Below are 14,149 nucleotides of genomic sequence, written 5' to 3' on the forward strand. Positions count from 1 at the left end.
GAAGGGCGTGCGGCGATCAGGCCGTGGCTGTCAGCCGGTGGTACTTCGAAAGAAGCATTTCTTTATTTTCGGAGTGATCAAGATCGAACACGATGCATTCAACCGGGCACACCACCTGGCATTGGGGCTCGTCGAAGTGCCCCACGCATTCGGTGCACTGCGAAGGTTCTATTTCGTAGATTTCGAGGCCCATCGAAATGGCATTGTTTGGGCATTGCGGTTCACAAACATCACAATTGATGCACTCTTCGGTAATACGCAGAGCCATGGTTTTTCCTACAAAAACGGGCCAATACGGCCAAATCGCAGCACGTGGCCTGGACTGGCAACAAGTTAGTGTAATTCCCAATAGGGGTATTGCGCCGTATTACCCCTTCCGGGATTGTTCCTGTTCTTCGCGTCGCGCTTTGGCTTTGCTATGCAACCAACGTTCCACCGAAGGAAAAACGAATTTGCTGACATCTCCGCCGAACATGGCAATTTCACGAACAATTGTGCCCGAGATGAATTGATACTGGTCGGACGGAGTCATGAACAAGGTCTCGACCTCGGGAAGCAAGTGGCGATTCATGCCCGCCATCTGGAATTCATATTCGAAATCGGAAACAGCGCGCAAGCCTCGCACGATAACCCGGCCATCTTGCTCTCGTACGAAATCCTTGAGCAGACCGTCGAAGCTTTTAACATCGACATTGGGATAGTGGCCAAGGACTTCTTGCGCTATCTCGACCCGTTCTTCGATGGAAAAATACGGTTTCTTGGCATGGCTGTGTGCGATGCCAACCACCACATGGTCGAACAGGCCGGCAGCCCGCCGGACCAGATCTTCGTGTCCACGGGTCAGGGGGTCGAACGTTCCGGGATAGACAGCAGTGATCATGCAGATTCCGAATTGTTAATGGGAGTGGATAGCGGTGAGCTGTCTCGACTGCCGGTGGATATGCGATTAATTTCGATTTCAGGATTATTGACTGTTTTTTGCAATGCAGCAAATCGAAGCAGCTGGAAATGCACATGGCCGGCACGCGACTGGCGTAGAACATCGAATTGCGCGGGCGCAAGGGTCATCTTTTCCGATTCAATATACAACAGACCGCCCGGCATGAGGACGGACGGCATTTTTACCCACAAACGATCCAACCATCCGCTATCAAACGGAGGGTCGAGCATGACGAGATCGAAAGGTGTATCGTTTACGCGGTCTAGTACGCTTAACGCGTTTCCAGCGTGTATGCGCACCGATTCGGCATTCAATCGGCTGCGCAGCGCACGAAGCGCCGTCACGGCGGCGGGATTGTTTTCCACCATCTGAACATGCGCGACACCGCGCGATGCGGCTTCGAAACCCAAGGCGCCAGTCCCGGCAAACAGGTCAAGCACTCTCTTTTGCGAGAAATCGCCGCTCCAAAGATGGTGCAACCAATTGAACAAGGTCTCGCGCACTCGGTCCGGCGTGGGACGCAGGCCCACTGCGTCGATCACGGGTATGGGAGTCCGGCGGTAATCACCGCCTACAATACGTACTACATGCTTTTTCATGCGCAGTCTGGGGTCATTCAGTGGCGTTATTCAAATATATTCGGGTAGTGTAAAACGTATGTTCAGTTTTTTTAAAAGAAAGAAACCTTCGGCTGTCGAAACCGATCAGCAGGACTCGGCTGCGCCCGGGGAAGACGTCTTATCTGACCAGCAGGAACCAGAACCGGAGCCGGGACCCGAACCGAAGCCAGAACGGGAACCGGAACCTGTGCCGGAATCACAGTGGACTGCAGATAGCCCTATAGAGCCGTCGTATTCTCCGCAGCAGCCGCAAGAATACGCCGCCACTCCGAAGCTCGCGGTTGAAAGCGAGGCGCCACAGGGCGTAGTGGATCTGGTTCCGCCCCCGGCACAGGTCGCCACCGATGCCGGGCAGGACGACGCTGCGCTGCAAGCCGATCTTCCGGCGACGTTGCCAGACCTGCCGTCCGAGAGATCGCTGAATACGCCTATCGAGACAGAAAAAAGCACGTGGCTCACACGGTTGAAAAAGGGGTTGTCACGCACCGGCCAGAACATTGGCGGACTGTTCGTCGGTGTAAAGGTCGATGAATCGCTGTTCGAAGACCTGGAAACCGCGCTTATCATGGCCGATGCCGGCGTCGAGGCGACCGAAAAGCTTCTCACCTCCCTGCGTGCGCGGGTGCGCAAGGAAAAGATCGCAGAAGCCGGGCAGGTGAAGGCAGCATTGCGCGATATATTGGCCGACCACCTCGCACCCTTGGAAAAGCCTTTTCCTTTGGGCAGTGCATCGCCGTTGGTCATCATGATCGCCGGCGTGAACGGCGCCGGCAAGACTACTTCCATAGGTAAGTTGGCGTATGCTTTCCAGGCTCAGGGTGCCAAAGTGCTGCTGGCCGCTGGCGATACGTTCCGCGCGGCGGCCCGTGAGCAACTCATGGAGTGGGGCGCGCGCAATAACGTGACGGTCATCGCACAGGATGGTGGCGACCCCGCCGCGGTAGCGTTCGATGCGGTGAATGCGGGCCGGGCGCGCCAGGCGAACGTGGTCATGGTGGACACGGCAGGTAGGCTGCCGACGCAATTGCACCTGATGGAAGAACTCAAGAAGATCAAACGGGTCATCGGCAAGGCCGATGGCGCCGCGCCTCATGAAGTATTACTGGTCATCGATGGCAATACCGGGCAGAACGCCATTGCGCAAATCCGCGCTTTCGATGCGGCCATTACGCTTACGGGACTTGTCGTAACTAAGTTGGACGGCACGGCAAAGGGGGGTACGCTGGCTGCCGTTGCGGCGGGCAGTCAGGGAGTGCGTCCCGTGCCCGTGTATTGGATAGGTGTCGGGGAAGCCTTGAATGACCTGCAGCCTTTCGTGGCCCGAGAGTTTGCGGCTGCGCTGATCGGCGATTGATCCGGCACAGCTTCAGGCCTTTTTCAGATGGCCCACGTTTCGCAGACGGATGAAATCGGCCTGCGCTTCGGCTTTCTTCTGCTCTTGCATGGCGCGCAACCAACCGACCGCGAAATGGGCTTGTGGCTGCGTGGCAATAAGCGATTGGTAGAAATCGTCGGCAATGTACAAGTCGTTCAGGTCGCCCAGGGTGTGCTGGAGGGTCGTCAGCGCTTCGCGCAGGCGCGCCAACCGTCTTTCCGCCAATAGGGTGCCTGAAAACTCCATGCTGTAGCGCAAGCCTTTCACCTGCTTGCGCAGGCGATGCTGTTCTTCTATGGGAAACTGCGAAAAATGCGCACCTTTTTCACCCAGCGCGTGAATGCGCTTGTTCAATCGTTTGGTCAGCGCTTTTCCCAGCTTGATTTCCGTTTTCTCCGGTTTTCGAAGCGCGAGCTTTGCGTCGGTAAGATGCTGAAGCAGTGTCAGCAATACTGACTGGAATTGCGGGCTGGCGGCAAGCGCCGAGGTGCTGTCGGCATCTGCGCGGGGTGGCAGGGTTGAATCAGGCATGCCCGCTGCAGCCAGGCGCGGTGCGATCGTCAGATGGATGATGTCGCTATCGCGTATCTGGCCGAACTTCGAAAAGTAGTTGCGCAGTTCCTTCCCCAACTGGGATTCGTTTAGCACCAGCCACTTTCCAAAAAACCTCCAGCATGACCGGATACGCCGTATTCCGACCCGGATCTGGTGCACATACTCGACGTGTGGGCTTCCCATGGCTTCTACGTTTTCTGTCGTCGCCAGCAGGGTCGTATTCCTGATGATCTGGTTCATGCAGTCGGTGGCGCAACGTTGGTACGCTTGCTGCATGGATAGGTCGGACGTCAGCACGATCGGACCTGCGCGACGTGGCTTGAACAACTGCGGCCACGGCGCAGCTTGCGCTGCCGGATTCGTACTGCCGGTGGGCGTGGCGATACGGGCGAGCGCATCGCCACGTTCTGCTTTGCTGCGCAAGTCCAGAATCAGGCCGTACTTTCTAAGCCATTGTGCGGCCAGTTTGAACAAGCTTGCCACCTCTCCACGCACCAGTTCCAGTTCCAGTTCACACAATGGCAATTCCAACGCGCCCGATTTAATAACGCCTTGGTCATAGGCCAGCTCCACCTCGTTGTCGTCGCAGTCCATCTTGAAAACGAGCCGGTGCACCTGGGTTTCATAGAGCAGTGTCAAGGGATGCTCGAGTCCGGCAAGCATGTCTTCTACCAAGGTGCCCTTGTAAAGACCCAGGTCGAGCGTGGGACCCGGCCGCGGGTGATTTATTTCAATCCGGGATAGTTCGTCGGGGCCGGGCGTCTTGATGGTTTGTACCCATAGCTCGCCTTCCTTGCGCACGCGCAGCGCGATCTTCCGCTTTGCGAGTTCATGTTCCGGGGTGTCAAAGTAACAGGCATGCAGGAGAAGATCTGTCGCACCGTTTTTGCGCAAACGCCTTTCCAGCGCGGCGCGCTTATGAGGGGGTACGTAGAATTTGAGTTCACGTTCGAGCATGATGTCCCCTGGCTGATGATGCGCGCATCTTACCGCGTTCCACGGCGTTCGATATGATCCATGCCAAGCCCCGGCGCGAGCGGCGCCAGGGTTTGGAGGTACGCAGCTGGGTCTACAGCAAGGCCTTGCGAGCCCGGGTGATGACGATTTCGGCGACGATGACAATACTGAAGATCAGCAGAAGGATCAGCGCGACTTTATCCCATTGGAACAGATCCATGGCACTGTTCAATGCCATGCCTATGCCACCGGCACCAACCAGTCCCAATACGGCGGACTCGCGGACATTGATATCCCATCGCAATAGTACGATAGACCAGAACGCAGGCCGGATTTGAGGCCAGTAGCCATAGCCGATAATGGACCCGGTGCTGGCACCGGTTGCCGTCAGCGCCTCGATGGGTCCGGGTTGCGCGTCGTCCAGCGCTTCCCCGAGCAGCTTGCCAATGAAGCCGATGGACCGAAATGCGATGGCGATCGTCCCGGCCAGCGGTCCCGGGCCGAAGATGGCAATGAACAGCAGCGCCCAGACAAGGGAGTTGATTGATCGGCTGGACACCAGGATAAGGCGTGCCAGAAAATTGACGGCCCTGTTGCGGGTGAGCTTTTCGGCTGCCAGCAGACCGACCGGCACGGCCAGGACCACCGCAAGTATGGTTCCCAGCGTGGCCATATGCAGTGTTTCGATCAAGGCCTTCTGGATGGACCCTTGGAAGCTTTGCCACGACACTGGCCACATTCGATGGAGAAGGTCGGCCATCTGGGTGGGGGCGTCGTAAAGGAATTCCGGGATGACATCGATCGTACGCATCGACTGGACGATGGCGAGGACAAAGAGCAGGTACAGGACGAAGCGCAGAACGCGCTGGCCGGGCGTATAGCGCATCCAGCGTCGAGGTTCCTGGTTTGGCAGGGCATGAGTGGTGTTCATGTGTCGCCCCCGACGGACCTTGCCATGCGGGGACGGTGCGCCTTGCCGCGTAAGAGCTCTGTGGGGGAGACGTTATCGAGCAGGATAGAGCGCACGACCCCGGCCAGGATTTCTCCGATCATGATGATTGCAATAATGGAAAGCAGAATGGTGCAGACGAAGTCGTAGTCGAAACGTTGAAACGCGGAGAAGAGCGTCCCGCCGATACCGCCGGCGCCGACGATGCCAACCATGGTGGAATTGCGTAGATTGGAGTCGAGCTGATAGGTTGAAAACCCGACGAACCGTGCAAAAACCTGCGGCATCACTGAAAAGATAATGACATTGGAAAACGACGCACCAGTGGCCCGCACCGCCTCGACCTGTTTCAGGGATATTTCCTCGATGGATTCGGTGAACAGTTTTCCGATGAAACCGATGGATGCGACCGTAAGTGCCAGCACGCCGGCCAGCGCGCCGAAGCCGACCGCCTTGACGAAGATGATGGCGACGATGACTGGATGCAGGGCTCGGCAAAGAGAGATGAGTGCACGCGCAGGCCAACTGGCCCATGCCGGCATCAGGTTTCGGGCGCCAAGTAGACTGAGCGGCAACGCCAGTATGATGCCCAGTGTCGTGGCCAGGACAGCAATTTCCAGGCTTTCGGCAATGCCTTTCCATAGCATGGCGCCACGTTCAAAATTGGGAGGGAACATCCGGGCAAGAAACTTGGCACCATGTTCCAGGCCTGCTTCGAAGCGGTCCCACGAGAAGCCGAGTTGTGTGGACGCGAAGAGCGTATAGGCAATGACGAGAAGGAGGGCGAACCTGGCGCGCGAGGATAGGGCGAAGGGTTTGCTGGACCGCGTTGCCGAGGGCGGGTTTAGCCTAGCCAAGACTCGCCTCCGTAGATTGTTTTTAATACTTCAGTGCTCAAGCCCGAGGCCTGGCCGTCATAGACCACGTTACCTCCCGACATGCCGATGATGCGCGTGGCATATCGCCTGGCCAGTTCAACGTCGTGGATATTGACGATGACGGGAATGTTGAACGCGCGACCTTGCTCGGTGAGCAATTCCATGATTTCAACCGAGGTTTTCGGATCGAGTGATGATGTGGGCTCATCAGCAAGCAATAGTTGCGGGCGTTGCATCAGCGCGCGCGCAATGCCGACCCTCTGGCGTTGTCCGCCTGAAAGCGCGTCGGCGCGCTGGTCGGCGAAGCCGGCCAGGCCGACGGTATCAAGCAGCTGGAAGGCATACTGGATGTCGTCGGGCTCGAAGCGGCGCCGCCAGGCATTGAATGCCGAGGTATAGCCCAGGCGTCCGGTCAGCAGGTTCTCCATGACAGTAAGTCGTTCAACCAGGTTGTATTCCTGGAAAACCATGCCGATACGACGCCGCGCGTACCTGAGCTGCGCTCCGCGGACCCGGGCGAGGTCGACCACACTGCCACCATCTTCAAGCAGGATGGTGCCTTGTGTGGGTTCGATAAGCCGGTTTATGCAGCGCAATAGCGTGCTTTTGCCGGTGCCGGAAGGCCCGATGATGGCGGTGAGGCCCTCACCGGTAAGATCCAGGCTTATGTCTTTCAATACTGGTTGATTAGTCCGGTATTCCTTGACCAGGTTCTTGATTTGCAGAGACGCACCCATAAAACTCAATTAGCCTTTTTGCTTGCTTTGTCATAGGCAGAGCGCGTGAAACTTTCGCCGCCCGCCTTGGCCACATCGCGCACAATTGCCCAATCTTTTTTGTAAGTGACGGGGTAGAAGCGGTCGGCACCGTCAAATGCTTTTTTCATTTCGGCCGGGAAGCGGTAGTCGTAGAAGCACTTCAGCATTTTGTCGCGGAACTTCGGTTCGAGGTCGTAGGCATACGCGAACGATGATGTCGGGAATTTCTCGCTGGTATAGAGGATGCGGAAATCGTCCGCCTTGACCTGCCCGCGCTCGGCCATGCGGTGAAAAACGTCGGATGCGACGGCGGCAGCGTCGTAGTCGCCCGAATTCACGCCCATGATGGACTGGTCGTGCTTGCCCGAATACAGAAATTCATAGTCTTTTCCAGGCACCAGGCCTTCTTTAGGGAAGAGGGCAATGGGAGCCATGTTTCCGGAGTTGGACGATGGCGAGGTGTGGGCTACCTTTTTACCTTTCAAATCGGAAACCGTCTTGTAGGGGCTGTCTTTCTTGACGATGAGGATCAGGTTGTAGCCCTGGAATCCGCTGGCATCGCCCTTGACGGCGAACGGCACCGCACCAGCAAGGTTGACGGCAAAATTTGTCGGACCGGTAGAAAACCCGCCCACGTGGAGTCGGCTCGAACGCATGGCCTCGATTTCAGCGGAGTTGCTCTGGACCTGATAGAACACGACCTTGCGATCGATGCACTGGGCCAGGTGTTTGGTGAACGGCGAGAAGATCTCGGCGTATACGGCGGGATCTTCGACCGGTGTGTAGGTGAACACGATGGTGGAGGGGGTTTTCTGTTTGCTGGGGTCGGTGGGGGTGTCGGCCACGAGATCCTTGTTGGCGTCACAATACATCGTGTCGAGATCGCCGCGTTCAGGGCAGGAGTCTTGCGCGTAAGCGAATTGGGATGCGCCAAGAAGCGCGACAAAGGCGCTCGTCAAGAGCAAGCTTGATGATTTCATTTTTTGTCTCCGGGATTAGGCGGTTTATTGGTTGGTTTTTAGAATTGCCGAGATCCGGTCCGGCGCGTCATAAAACTTGTAATAATTTTGTAATATAAGGGCGCAGTTTAGCGGTTTATCGTTCGGGCCGATATCCGAGTTTCCCCGAGATGGCCGCCGCGCATTCTTTCAACGCCAGGGCGATCGGACCTTGCGCGCGCGCATCGAACAGCGTGGCCGGCCCCAAGCTCGTCAAGGCCAGCACGATATTCCCGGAATGGTCGAACACCGGCACAGACAAGGCATCGATGCCGGGCAGTGGATTGCCCAATGCCTGTGCAATGCCTGTTGACCTGATCTGCGACAGTTGCGTTTCCAGCGCTGCGGCCGTGGGTCGCAGCGGGCTGATGCTGGTGACCACGGCGGTGTCGCCAGCCTCGCGTTCAATATAGTGGCGTGCAATCTTGGGAGGCAGCCACGCAGCGAAGACGTGGCCAGTGGCAGTGTGCAGCATTGACATCACGGTGCCTTTGCGCATGTTGACATGTACTGGGTAACTGGCCTCCGAGATGTGGATCATGGTCGGGCCGTGCGACCCCAGGACGGCGATAGCCAGGGTATGTCCGATTTCGCCGGCCAGCAGGTTGACCTGCGGCAGGGCGACCCGGACCGGATCCAGGCGCTGCAGGCTGACCAGCCCCATTTGCAAGGCAAAAGGCCCAAGCTCGTATTGACCGGTGGATGGATCTTGCTGGACCAGGCCGACACGAGTGAAGCTGACCAAGTAGGGGTGCGCTTTCGCCGACGTCATGCCTGCCCGCGTTGCCAGGTCCCGCAGCGTGAGTGCAGCGCCGGAATCGACCAGAGCCGCGAGCAAAGGAAAGCCGGTCTCGACGGACTGGATGCCGCGCCGACCATCGTTTCCGGGTTGCGGCGCTGTGATTTTTTCGCGCATGGTTGAATCGTGTTATGGTTTCAGCGGATATTACCCGGCTTTGCGCGACCTTACCCCGGAAGGCGTTAAAATGACCCAACTTTTTACTGAGCACATGTCATGAGCAAGCCTTCCGATCTGGATATCAACGCCATAGAGGCCTGCGATATCTCTCCCGTTACCGATATTGTGGCCGAGTTGCGCGCGGGCCGGCAAGTCATATTGGTGGATGAAGAAGATCGCGAAAATGAAGGCGATCTCCTCATGGCGGCCGAGTTCGTCACGCCTGAGGCTATCAATTTCATGGTCACTCATGCGCGCGGACTGGTGTGCCTGACCCTGACCGAAGAGCGCTGCCGACAGCTCGATCTGCCACTCATGGCCAGTCGCAATGGCACGCGGTTCGGCACGAATTTCACAATGTCCATCGAAGCCGCTGAAGGTGTCGATACCGGTATTTCGGCCGCCGACCGAGCCCGTACCATCCAGACGGCGGTGGCGCGCGACGCCAAGCCGTCCGATCTCGTCCAACCTGGTCATATTTTTCCCGTGCAGGCAGTACGTGGCGGCGTATTGGTGCGCGCCGGGCATACCGAAGCCGGTTGCGACCTCACCGCATTGGCCGGCCTTACTCCGGCTGCGGTCATCTGCGAGATCCTGAAACCTGACGGCACGATGGCGCGCTTGCCCGACCTGAAGCTATTCGCTCGCGAGCATGGCCTCAAAATTGGCACCATCGCCGACCTCATCCAGTACCGCAGCGAACACGAGTCCATGATCGAACGGCTGGCCAGCCGTCGTATGCAGACACCGTGGGGCGAATTCCAGGCCGTGGCCTATCGCGATTTGTCCTCGGGCGCGCCGCACCTGGCGTTGGTTCATGGCACCATCACACGCGATACCGAGACGCTGGTACGCGTACACGAGCCTTCGACCATGCTTGACGTGCTCTTCGAAGGCGCAACGTCGCATAGCTGGAGCGTGCAACAGGCCCTCAAGGCCATCGTCGCCTCGCCCTCGGGGGTCCTTATCATGTTGAACTGCCAAGGCTCGCCAGACCTGCTTTTCAGCCAGTTCGAATCCTGGAATCAGCCTGTTGACCATGAAAGCCGCGCTGGCGATCGCGAAAGTCGCTACGGACTGCTTACTTACGGCATCGGCGCTCAAATCATGCGCGACCTGAACGTTGGCCGTGCACGCCTGTTGGCCCGACCCCGAAAAATGCCCAGTATGGCAGGGTTTTCCCTGGCCGTAACGGGTTACGATAGCGAACCTCTTTCCACCCAATAACAGGAATTTCTGACTATGAACCCATATACTTTGTCTCCCGATCTGAATGGAGAGGGTCTGCATATAGGCATTGTGCGGGCTCGCTTCAACGAGCCGGTCGGGCAAGCCGAGCTTGAATCCTGCCTGGCCGAACTGGCCGAATTGGGCGTTGACGAACGCGATGTCATGCTGGTCTCGGTGCCCGGCGCGCTCGAGCTCGGTGTCGCACTGGCACAAATGGCAGAAACATTTGAATTCGATGCGCTGATCGCCTTGGGTGCGGTCATACGTGGCGACACCTATCACTTTGAAATCGTCAGCAATGAAAGCGCCGCAGCCATCAGCCGCGTTGCGCTCGAAACCGGCATCCCGGTGGCCAACGGCGTGCTGACGACCGATACCGACGAGCAGGCACAATCTCGTGCAACGGAAAAGGGGCGTGATTGCGCGCGGAGCGCTGTCGAGATGGCTAACCTTGTCGCGGCCCTCGAGCCCGAATCCGAAGACGACCTGGATGACGACGAAGACGACGAAGACGACGAGGACGACGAAGACGATATCGAGGACGAGGACGAAGATTTTGACGATAAATAACACGCCGGGTGCGTCGTCAGGCGCTTCCCCCCGGGCCAATAGTCGCAGCGCGCGGCGACGTGCGCGCGAGTTTGCACTGCAAGGTGTCTACTCATGGCTGCTGCATGGCGACACCGGATTACAGGAAGCGGGCGCCATCGATGCGCACATTCGCGACGACGAGGAGTTCCAGGAAGCCGATGCGACATGGTTCAAGACTCTGTTGCATGGCGTGTTGCGCGAGGCGCCGGCTTTGCGCGAAAGCTTCCAGCCTTACATCGACCGGCCACTTGCTGAACTTTCTCCTATCGAACACGGCATACTGCTGATAGGCAGCTTCGAGCTTATCCATCATACCGAAGTACCTTACAAGGTTGCGATCAACGAAGCGGTGGAACTGGCCAAGTCTTTTGGTGGCACAGACGGATTCAAATTCGTCAATGGCGTGCTCGACAGAATGGCCGCCGATGTTCGCCCGGCTGAAGTCCAGGCGGCTCCGCGGCGCTAGCCGGACACCGCTAAATGCCTTGGAGGGCGTGTTGAATTCCGAGTTCGGCCTGATAGCACGTTACTTCACGCGGCCTGCGCCGCCGGGTTTTCTTGGCGTGGGCGATGACTGTGCCTTGCTTCCGGTGGCGGCGGGTCACCATCTCGCCACCAGCACCGACCTCTTGATAGAAGGTCGGCATTTTTTTGCCGATGTCGACCCGGCTGCACTGGGACACAAGTCGCTGGCGGTCAATCTGTCCGATCTTGCCGCAATGGGCGCACAGCCGCTGGCTTGCCTGCTAAGCCTGTCCATTCCCAAGATCGACGATAATTGGTTGCAGCGTTTTGCCGATGGGTTTCACGCGCTGGCGCAAGCTTCTGCCTGCCCCCTCGTTGGCGGCGACACCGTAAAAAGTTTATCCGGCATTGTTATCAGCGTAACTGTCATGGGCCAGGTCAAGCCGCAGCTTGCCTTGCGCAGAAGCGCTGCGCGGGTGGGCGACGATATCTGGATCACGGGGACGCTGGGTGCCGCCGATATCGCCTTGCGTCTGCTGCAGAACCGGCTTCCGGTCAATCCCTCTTTGCTGGCTGCGACGCGGCACGCCCTGGAACGACCGCTCCCGCCCTGGCACTTTGCACAGCAACTGCCAGGCATCGCGCATGCCGCCCTGGATATCTCCGACGGCCTAATGCAAGACCTCGGTCATATCCTGAAAGCTAGTGACTGCGGCGCGGAGCTCGTCTACAATGCGCTGCCCGTCGCAGCGGCGCTGCACGGTCTGGACGATGAGCTGGTGCAAGATGCTGTCCTCTCAGGCGGCGATGTGTATCAACTATGTTTCACCGCTCCGACAGATGTCAGGGCGAGTATCGAAGCCTTGGCGCAGGGTGCCTCGATCCAGGTCACGCGCGTCGGCTCGATCGTGGCCCAGCCGGGCTTGCGCATCAAGGGTCCGGGTTCAACCTTCATCGTAACGAAGCAGGCTGGTTTCGATCATTTTTCCTGACGTTTCTTTCGGATTCTATTAGACCTTCGTATGCCGGCCTTCGACACTGATGCTCGTGCTGAACCTGCTTTCAAGCCCAGCGCCGCCTGGGTGTTCCGGTCCTTTCCGCGCATCATTTCATTCGGGCTGGGCAGCGGACTGATCCGTCCCGCCCCGGGCACGTGGGGCACGTTGCTGGGTTGGCTGTTGTGGGTAGGGGGGGTGTCACGCTTGTCTGATACCTACATTGCTGTCGTGCTGCTAGCGGCTTTTGCATTGGGCTGCTGGACCTGTCATCGAGTCGGCAAGGAAATGGGTAAGGCGGACGACGGCGGCATGGTATGGGACGAAGTGGTGGCCTTCTGGCTTGTATTATGGCTGACGCCTGACGTCCTTATGGCTCAAATGCTGGCTTTTGTCGTGTTTCGGTTTTTCGATATCATCAAGCCGCCTCCCATCAGCTTCTTCGATCGCCATTTCAAGAACGGCTTTGGCGTGATGTGGGACGATATCGTGGCGGCGGTCTACAGTTTGCTGGTAATTGCCATTCTCGTCAGACTTGAGGTTTTCCCATGAGCAATCACGAAACGTTGTCCTATGCGCCCGTTCTCGGGCAGCTCTTGCTCGATCAAGGCTTGATGTTTGCTTGCGCTGAATCATGCACTGGCGGATTGCTGGCGGCAGCGATGACCGATACACCAGGGTCCAGCCAATGGTTTGACCGTGGCTTCGTCACCTACAGCAATGCCGCCAAGGCCGAGGAACTGCAGGTCAGCGTCGATACGCTGGAGCGTTTCGGTGCGGTCAGCGAAGAAACCGCCATGGAGATGGCGTCCGGCGTGCTTACGGTTGCCACGCCTGCACATATTGCCATCTCGACCACTGGCATCGCCGGGCCCGATGGCGGCACGCCGGGCAAGCCCGTGGGTATGGTGTGTTTTGGATTCGCCCGGCGCACGTCCCAGGGTATTGTCACGCGCGCCATGACCAAGGTTTTTGAAGGGGACCGCAGGCAGATACGCAACGCGTCGGTCGCTTTCGCACTGGAAACCGCCATCGGCCTTATCGGGCAGCGTTGATCGCATCCCGGGTGTTCTTGGCGGCCAGTGCCGCTGCTTCGCGCCAGTCGTCGCCACCACTGGCATACAAAATGGCCCGCGATGAGTTGATCATCATACCGGTACCCTTGCTATCGATGCCGGCCTTCACGGTAGACGGGATGTCGCCGCCCTGCGCACCGATGCCGGGCACGAGCAAGGGCATGTCGCCCACACGCTCGCGGACTCTCGCAATTTCTTCCGGGAATGTGGCGCCGACAACCAGGGCACATTGACCGTTGGTATTCCAATGATCAGCAACCAGTCCGGCGACATGAAGGTATAAAGGAGTGTCGTCCTTGGATTCGATGAACTGGAGATCGGAACCGCCTTTGTTGGATGTTCGGCAAAGTACGATGACGCCTTTGCTGTTCCAGGCCAGATAAGGCTGTATCGTGTCGAAGCCCATATAGGGACTGACGGTCACGGCGTCCGCCTGGTAGCGCTCGTAAGCCTCGCGAGCGTACTGTTCGGCTGTGGACCCGATATCGCCCCGTTTGGCGTCAAGCACAATAGGGAGGCCGGGATGGTTTTCGTGGATATATTCGCAGAGTGCTTCCAGCTGTGCTTCGGCGCGCGTGGCCGAGAAGTAGGCAATCTGCGGTTTTATGCCACAGGCATACGGGGCGGTTACGTCGACGATGGCGCGACAGAACTCGAAAATGGCATTCGGGTGTCCTTGCAGTTCAGCGGGAAAGCGCTGTGGATCCGGGTCGAGTCCAACCATCAGCATGGAGTTGGAAGTCGCCCAGGCGTGTTCGAGTTTCTGTGTGAAGATCATGAATGCGTCGCAAGTTTTAGTAAGTA

The 14,149-nt window shown here is 58.0% G+C and carries 17 protein-coding genes; 7 read left to right on the forward strand and 10 right to left on the reverse strand.

The annotated features are described in order from the left end of the window. Nucleotides 1-16 precede the first annotated feature (16 nt). The 3 genes from CR155_RS18700 to rsmD form a co-directional block, all read right to left on the reverse strand. A complete protein-coding gene (locus tag CR155_RS18700) occupies nt 17-268 on the reverse strand; it encodes a YfhL family 4Fe-4S dicluster ferredoxin (protein ID WP_102071560.1) in 252 nt (83 codons plus the stop codon). A gap of 99 nt (nt 269-367) precedes the next feature. After that, nucleotides 368-880: a pantetheine-phosphate adenylyltransferase gene (coaD, locus tag CR155_RS18705; RefSeq protein ID WP_102071561.1), complete on the reverse strand. Its 513-nt coding sequence runs from the start codon at nt 878-880 to the stop codon at nt 368-370. Further along, a complete protein-coding gene (gene rsmD, locus CR155_RS18710; protein ID WP_102071562.1) occupies nt 877-1,539 on the reverse strand; it encodes a 16S rRNA (guanine(966)-N(2))-methyltransferase RsmD in 663 nt (220 codons plus the stop codon). Before rsmD ends, coaD begins: the two co-directional genes overlap by 4 nt. A gap of 58 nt (nt 1,540-1,597) precedes the next feature. On the opposite strand from rsmD, the gene ftsY reads away from it, so the two are divergent. After that, nucleotides 1,598-2,914: a signal recognition particle-docking protein FtsY gene (ftsY, locus tag CR155_RS18715; RefSeq protein WP_102071631.1), complete on the forward strand. Its 1,317-nt coding sequence runs from the start codon at nt 1,598-1,600 to the stop codon at nt 2,912-2,914. A 12-nt stretch (nt 2,915-2,926) separates the two neighbouring features. On the opposite strand, the gene CR155_RS18720 is transcribed toward ftsY, so the two are convergent. The 6 genes from CR155_RS18720 to CR155_RS18745 all read right to left on the reverse strand — a co-directional run bounded on the left by CR155_RS18720 (nt 2,927) and on the right by CR155_RS18745 (nt 8,946). Next, nucleotides 2,927-4,447, reverse strand: coding sequence for a CYTH and CHAD domain-containing protein (locus tag CR155_RS18720; protein WP_102071563.1), 1,521 nt, complete (start codon nt 4,445-4,447; stop codon nt 2,927-2,929). Nucleotides 4,448-4,559: 112 nt separating this feature from the next. After that, nucleotides 4,560-5,378 carry a phosphonate ABC transporter, permease protein PhnE gene (phnE, locus tag CR155_RS18725; protein ID WP_102071564.1) on the reverse strand — a complete coding sequence of 273 codons (819 nt, stop codon included), beginning with the start codon at nt 5,376-5,378 and terminating at the stop codon, nt 4,560-4,562. Beyond that, nucleotides 5,375-6,253 carry a phosphonate ABC transporter, permease protein PhnE gene (phnE, locus tag CR155_RS18730; protein WP_102071565.1) on the reverse strand — a complete coding sequence of 293 codons (879 nt, stop codon included), beginning with the start codon at nt 6,251-6,253 and terminating at the stop codon, nt 5,375-5,377. Before phnE (CR155_RS18730) ends, phnE (CR155_RS18725) begins: the two co-directional genes overlap by 4 nt. Then, a complete protein-coding gene (gene phnC / locus CR155_RS18735; RefSeq protein WP_102071566.1) occupies nt 6,241-7,011 on the reverse strand; it encodes a phosphonate ABC transporter ATP-binding protein in 771 nt (256 codons plus the stop codon). Before phnC ends, phnE (CR155_RS18730) begins: the two co-directional genes overlap by 13 nt. Nucleotides 7,012-7,016: 5 nt before the next feature. Continuing rightward, nucleotides 7,017-8,012 carry a phosphate/phosphite/phosphonate ABC transporter substrate-binding protein gene (phnD, locus tag CR155_RS18740; protein WP_102071567.1) on the reverse strand — a complete coding sequence of 332 codons (996 nt, stop codon included), beginning with the start codon at nt 8,010-8,012 and terminating at the stop codon, nt 7,017-7,019. 115 nt (nt 8,013-8,127) lie between these two features. Then, a complete protein-coding gene (locus CR155_RS18745) occupies nt 8,128-8,946 on the reverse strand; it encodes an IclR family transcriptional regulator (protein ID WP_102071568.1) in 819 nt (272 codons plus the stop codon). Nucleotides 8,947-9,045: 99 nt separating this feature from the next. On the opposite strand from CR155_RS18745, the gene ribBA reads away from it, so the two are divergent. Genes ribBA through CR155_RS18775 form a run of 6 tightly spaced genes read left to right on the forward strand, consistent with a single transcriptional unit; the run spans nt 9,046 to nt 13,324 of the window. Continuing rightward, a complete protein-coding gene (gene ribBA, locus CR155_RS18750; RefSeq protein WP_102071569.1) occupies nt 9,046-10,215 on the forward strand; it encodes a bifunctional 3,4-dihydroxy-2-butanone-4-phosphate synthase/GTP cyclohydrolase II in 1,170 nt (389 codons plus the stop codon). Nucleotides 10,216-10,230: 15 nt separating this feature from the next. Then, the gene (gene ribH / locus CR155_RS18755) at nt 10,231-10,788 is read left to right on the forward strand and encodes a 6,7-dimethyl-8-ribityllumazine synthase (protein WP_102071570.1); all 558 of its coding nucleotides are present in this window, start codon (nt 10,231-10,233) and stop codon (nt 10,786-10,788) included. Next, nucleotides 10,781-11,275, forward strand: coding sequence for a transcription antitermination factor NusB (nusB, locus tag CR155_RS18760; RefSeq protein ID WP_439650465.1), 495 nt, complete (start codon nt 10,781-10,783; stop codon nt 11,273-11,275). The genes ribH and nusB overlap by 8 nt, the downstream gene beginning before the upstream one ends. A 31-nt stretch (nt 11,276-11,306) precedes the next feature. Further along, a complete protein-coding gene (gene thiL, locus CR155_RS18765; protein ID WP_233214417.1) occupies nt 11,307-12,266 on the forward strand; it encodes a thiamine-phosphate kinase in 960 nt (319 codons plus the stop codon). A gap of 30 nt (nt 12,267-12,296) precedes the next feature. Then, nucleotides 12,297-12,821 carry a phosphatidylglycerophosphatase A family protein gene (locus CR155_RS18770; RefSeq protein WP_102071573.1) on the forward strand — a complete coding sequence of 175 codons (525 nt, stop codon included), beginning with the start codon at nt 12,297-12,299 and terminating at the stop codon, nt 12,819-12,821. Next, the gene (locus CR155_RS18775) at nt 12,818-13,324 is read left to right on the forward strand and encodes a CinA family protein (protein WP_102071574.1); all 507 of its coding nucleotides are present in this window, start codon (nt 12,818-12,820) and stop codon (nt 13,322-13,324) included. The genes CR155_RS18770 and CR155_RS18775 overlap by 4 nt, the downstream gene beginning before the upstream one ends. Here the strand turns inward: CR155_RS18775 and pyrF are convergent. Continuing rightward, entirely contained in the window at nt 13,308-14,123 is an 816-nt protein-coding gene (gene pyrF, locus CR155_RS18780; protein WP_102071575.1) for an orotidine-5'-phosphate decarboxylase, read from the reverse strand. The genes CR155_RS18775 and pyrF overlap by 17 nt on opposite strands. Nucleotides 14,124-14,149: the final 26 nt, after the last annotated feature.

The sequence above is a fragment of the Pollutimonas nitritireducens genome (genome assembly GCF_002849615.1).
In the GTDB taxonomy this organism is placed as follows: domain Bacteria; phylum Pseudomonadota; class Gammaproteobacteria; order Burkholderiales; family Burkholderiaceae_B; genus Pollutimonas; species Pollutimonas nitritireducens.

Bases quoted from the DNA above. Each gene is read 5' to 3' on its own strand.
- CR155_RS18700 (WP_102071560.1), bottom strand. From the start codon at position 268: ATGGCTCTGCGTATTACCGAAGAGTGCATCAATTGTGATGTTTGTGAA.
- coaD (WP_102071561.1), bottom strand. From the start codon at position 880: ATGATCACTGCTGTCTATCCCGGAACGTTCGACCCCCTGACCCGTGGA.
- rsmD (WP_102071562.1), bottom strand. From the start codon at position 1,539: ATGAAAAAGCATGTAGTACGTATTGTAGGCGGTGATTACCGCCGGACT.
- ftsY (WP_102071631.1), top strand. From the start codon at position 1,598: ATGTTCAGTTTTTTTAAAAGAAAGAAACCTTCGGCTGTCGAAACCGAT.
- CR155_RS18720 (WP_102071563.1), bottom strand. From the start codon at position 4,447: ATGCTCGAACGTGAACTCAAATTCTACGTACCCCCTCATAAGCGCGCC.
- phnE (WP_102071564.1), bottom strand. From the start codon at position 5,378: ATGAACACCACTCATGCCCTGCCAAACCAGGAACCTCGACGCTGGATG.
- phnC (WP_102071566.1), bottom strand. From the start codon at position 7,011: ATGGGTGCGTCTCTGCAAATCAAGAACCTGGTCAAGGAATACCGGACT.
- phnD (WP_102071567.1), bottom strand. From the start codon at position 8,012: ATGAAATCATCAAGCTTGCTCTTGACGAGCGCCTTTGTCGCGCTTCTT.
- CR155_RS18745 (WP_102071568.1), bottom strand. From the start codon at position 8,946: ATGCGCGAAAAAATCACAGCGCCGCAACCCGGAAACGATGGTCGGCGC.
- ribBA (WP_102071569.1), top strand. From the start codon at position 9,046: ATGAGCAAGCCTTCCGATCTGGATATCAACGCCATAGAGGCCTGCGAT.
- ribH (WP_102071570.1), top strand. From the start codon at position 10,231: ATGAACCCATATACTTTGTCTCCCGATCTGAATGGAGAGGGTCTGCAT.
- CR155_RS18770 (WP_102071573.1), top strand. From the start codon at position 12,297: ATGCCGGCCTTCGACACTGATGCTCGTGCTGAACCTGCTTTCAAGCCC.
- CR155_RS18775 (WP_102071574.1), top strand. From the start codon at position 12,818: ATGAGCAATCACGAAACGTTGTCCTATGCGCCCGTTCTCGGGCAGCTC.
- pyrF (WP_102071575.1), bottom strand. From the start codon at position 14,123: ATGATCTTCACACAGAAACTCGAACACGCCTGGGCGACTTCCAACTCC.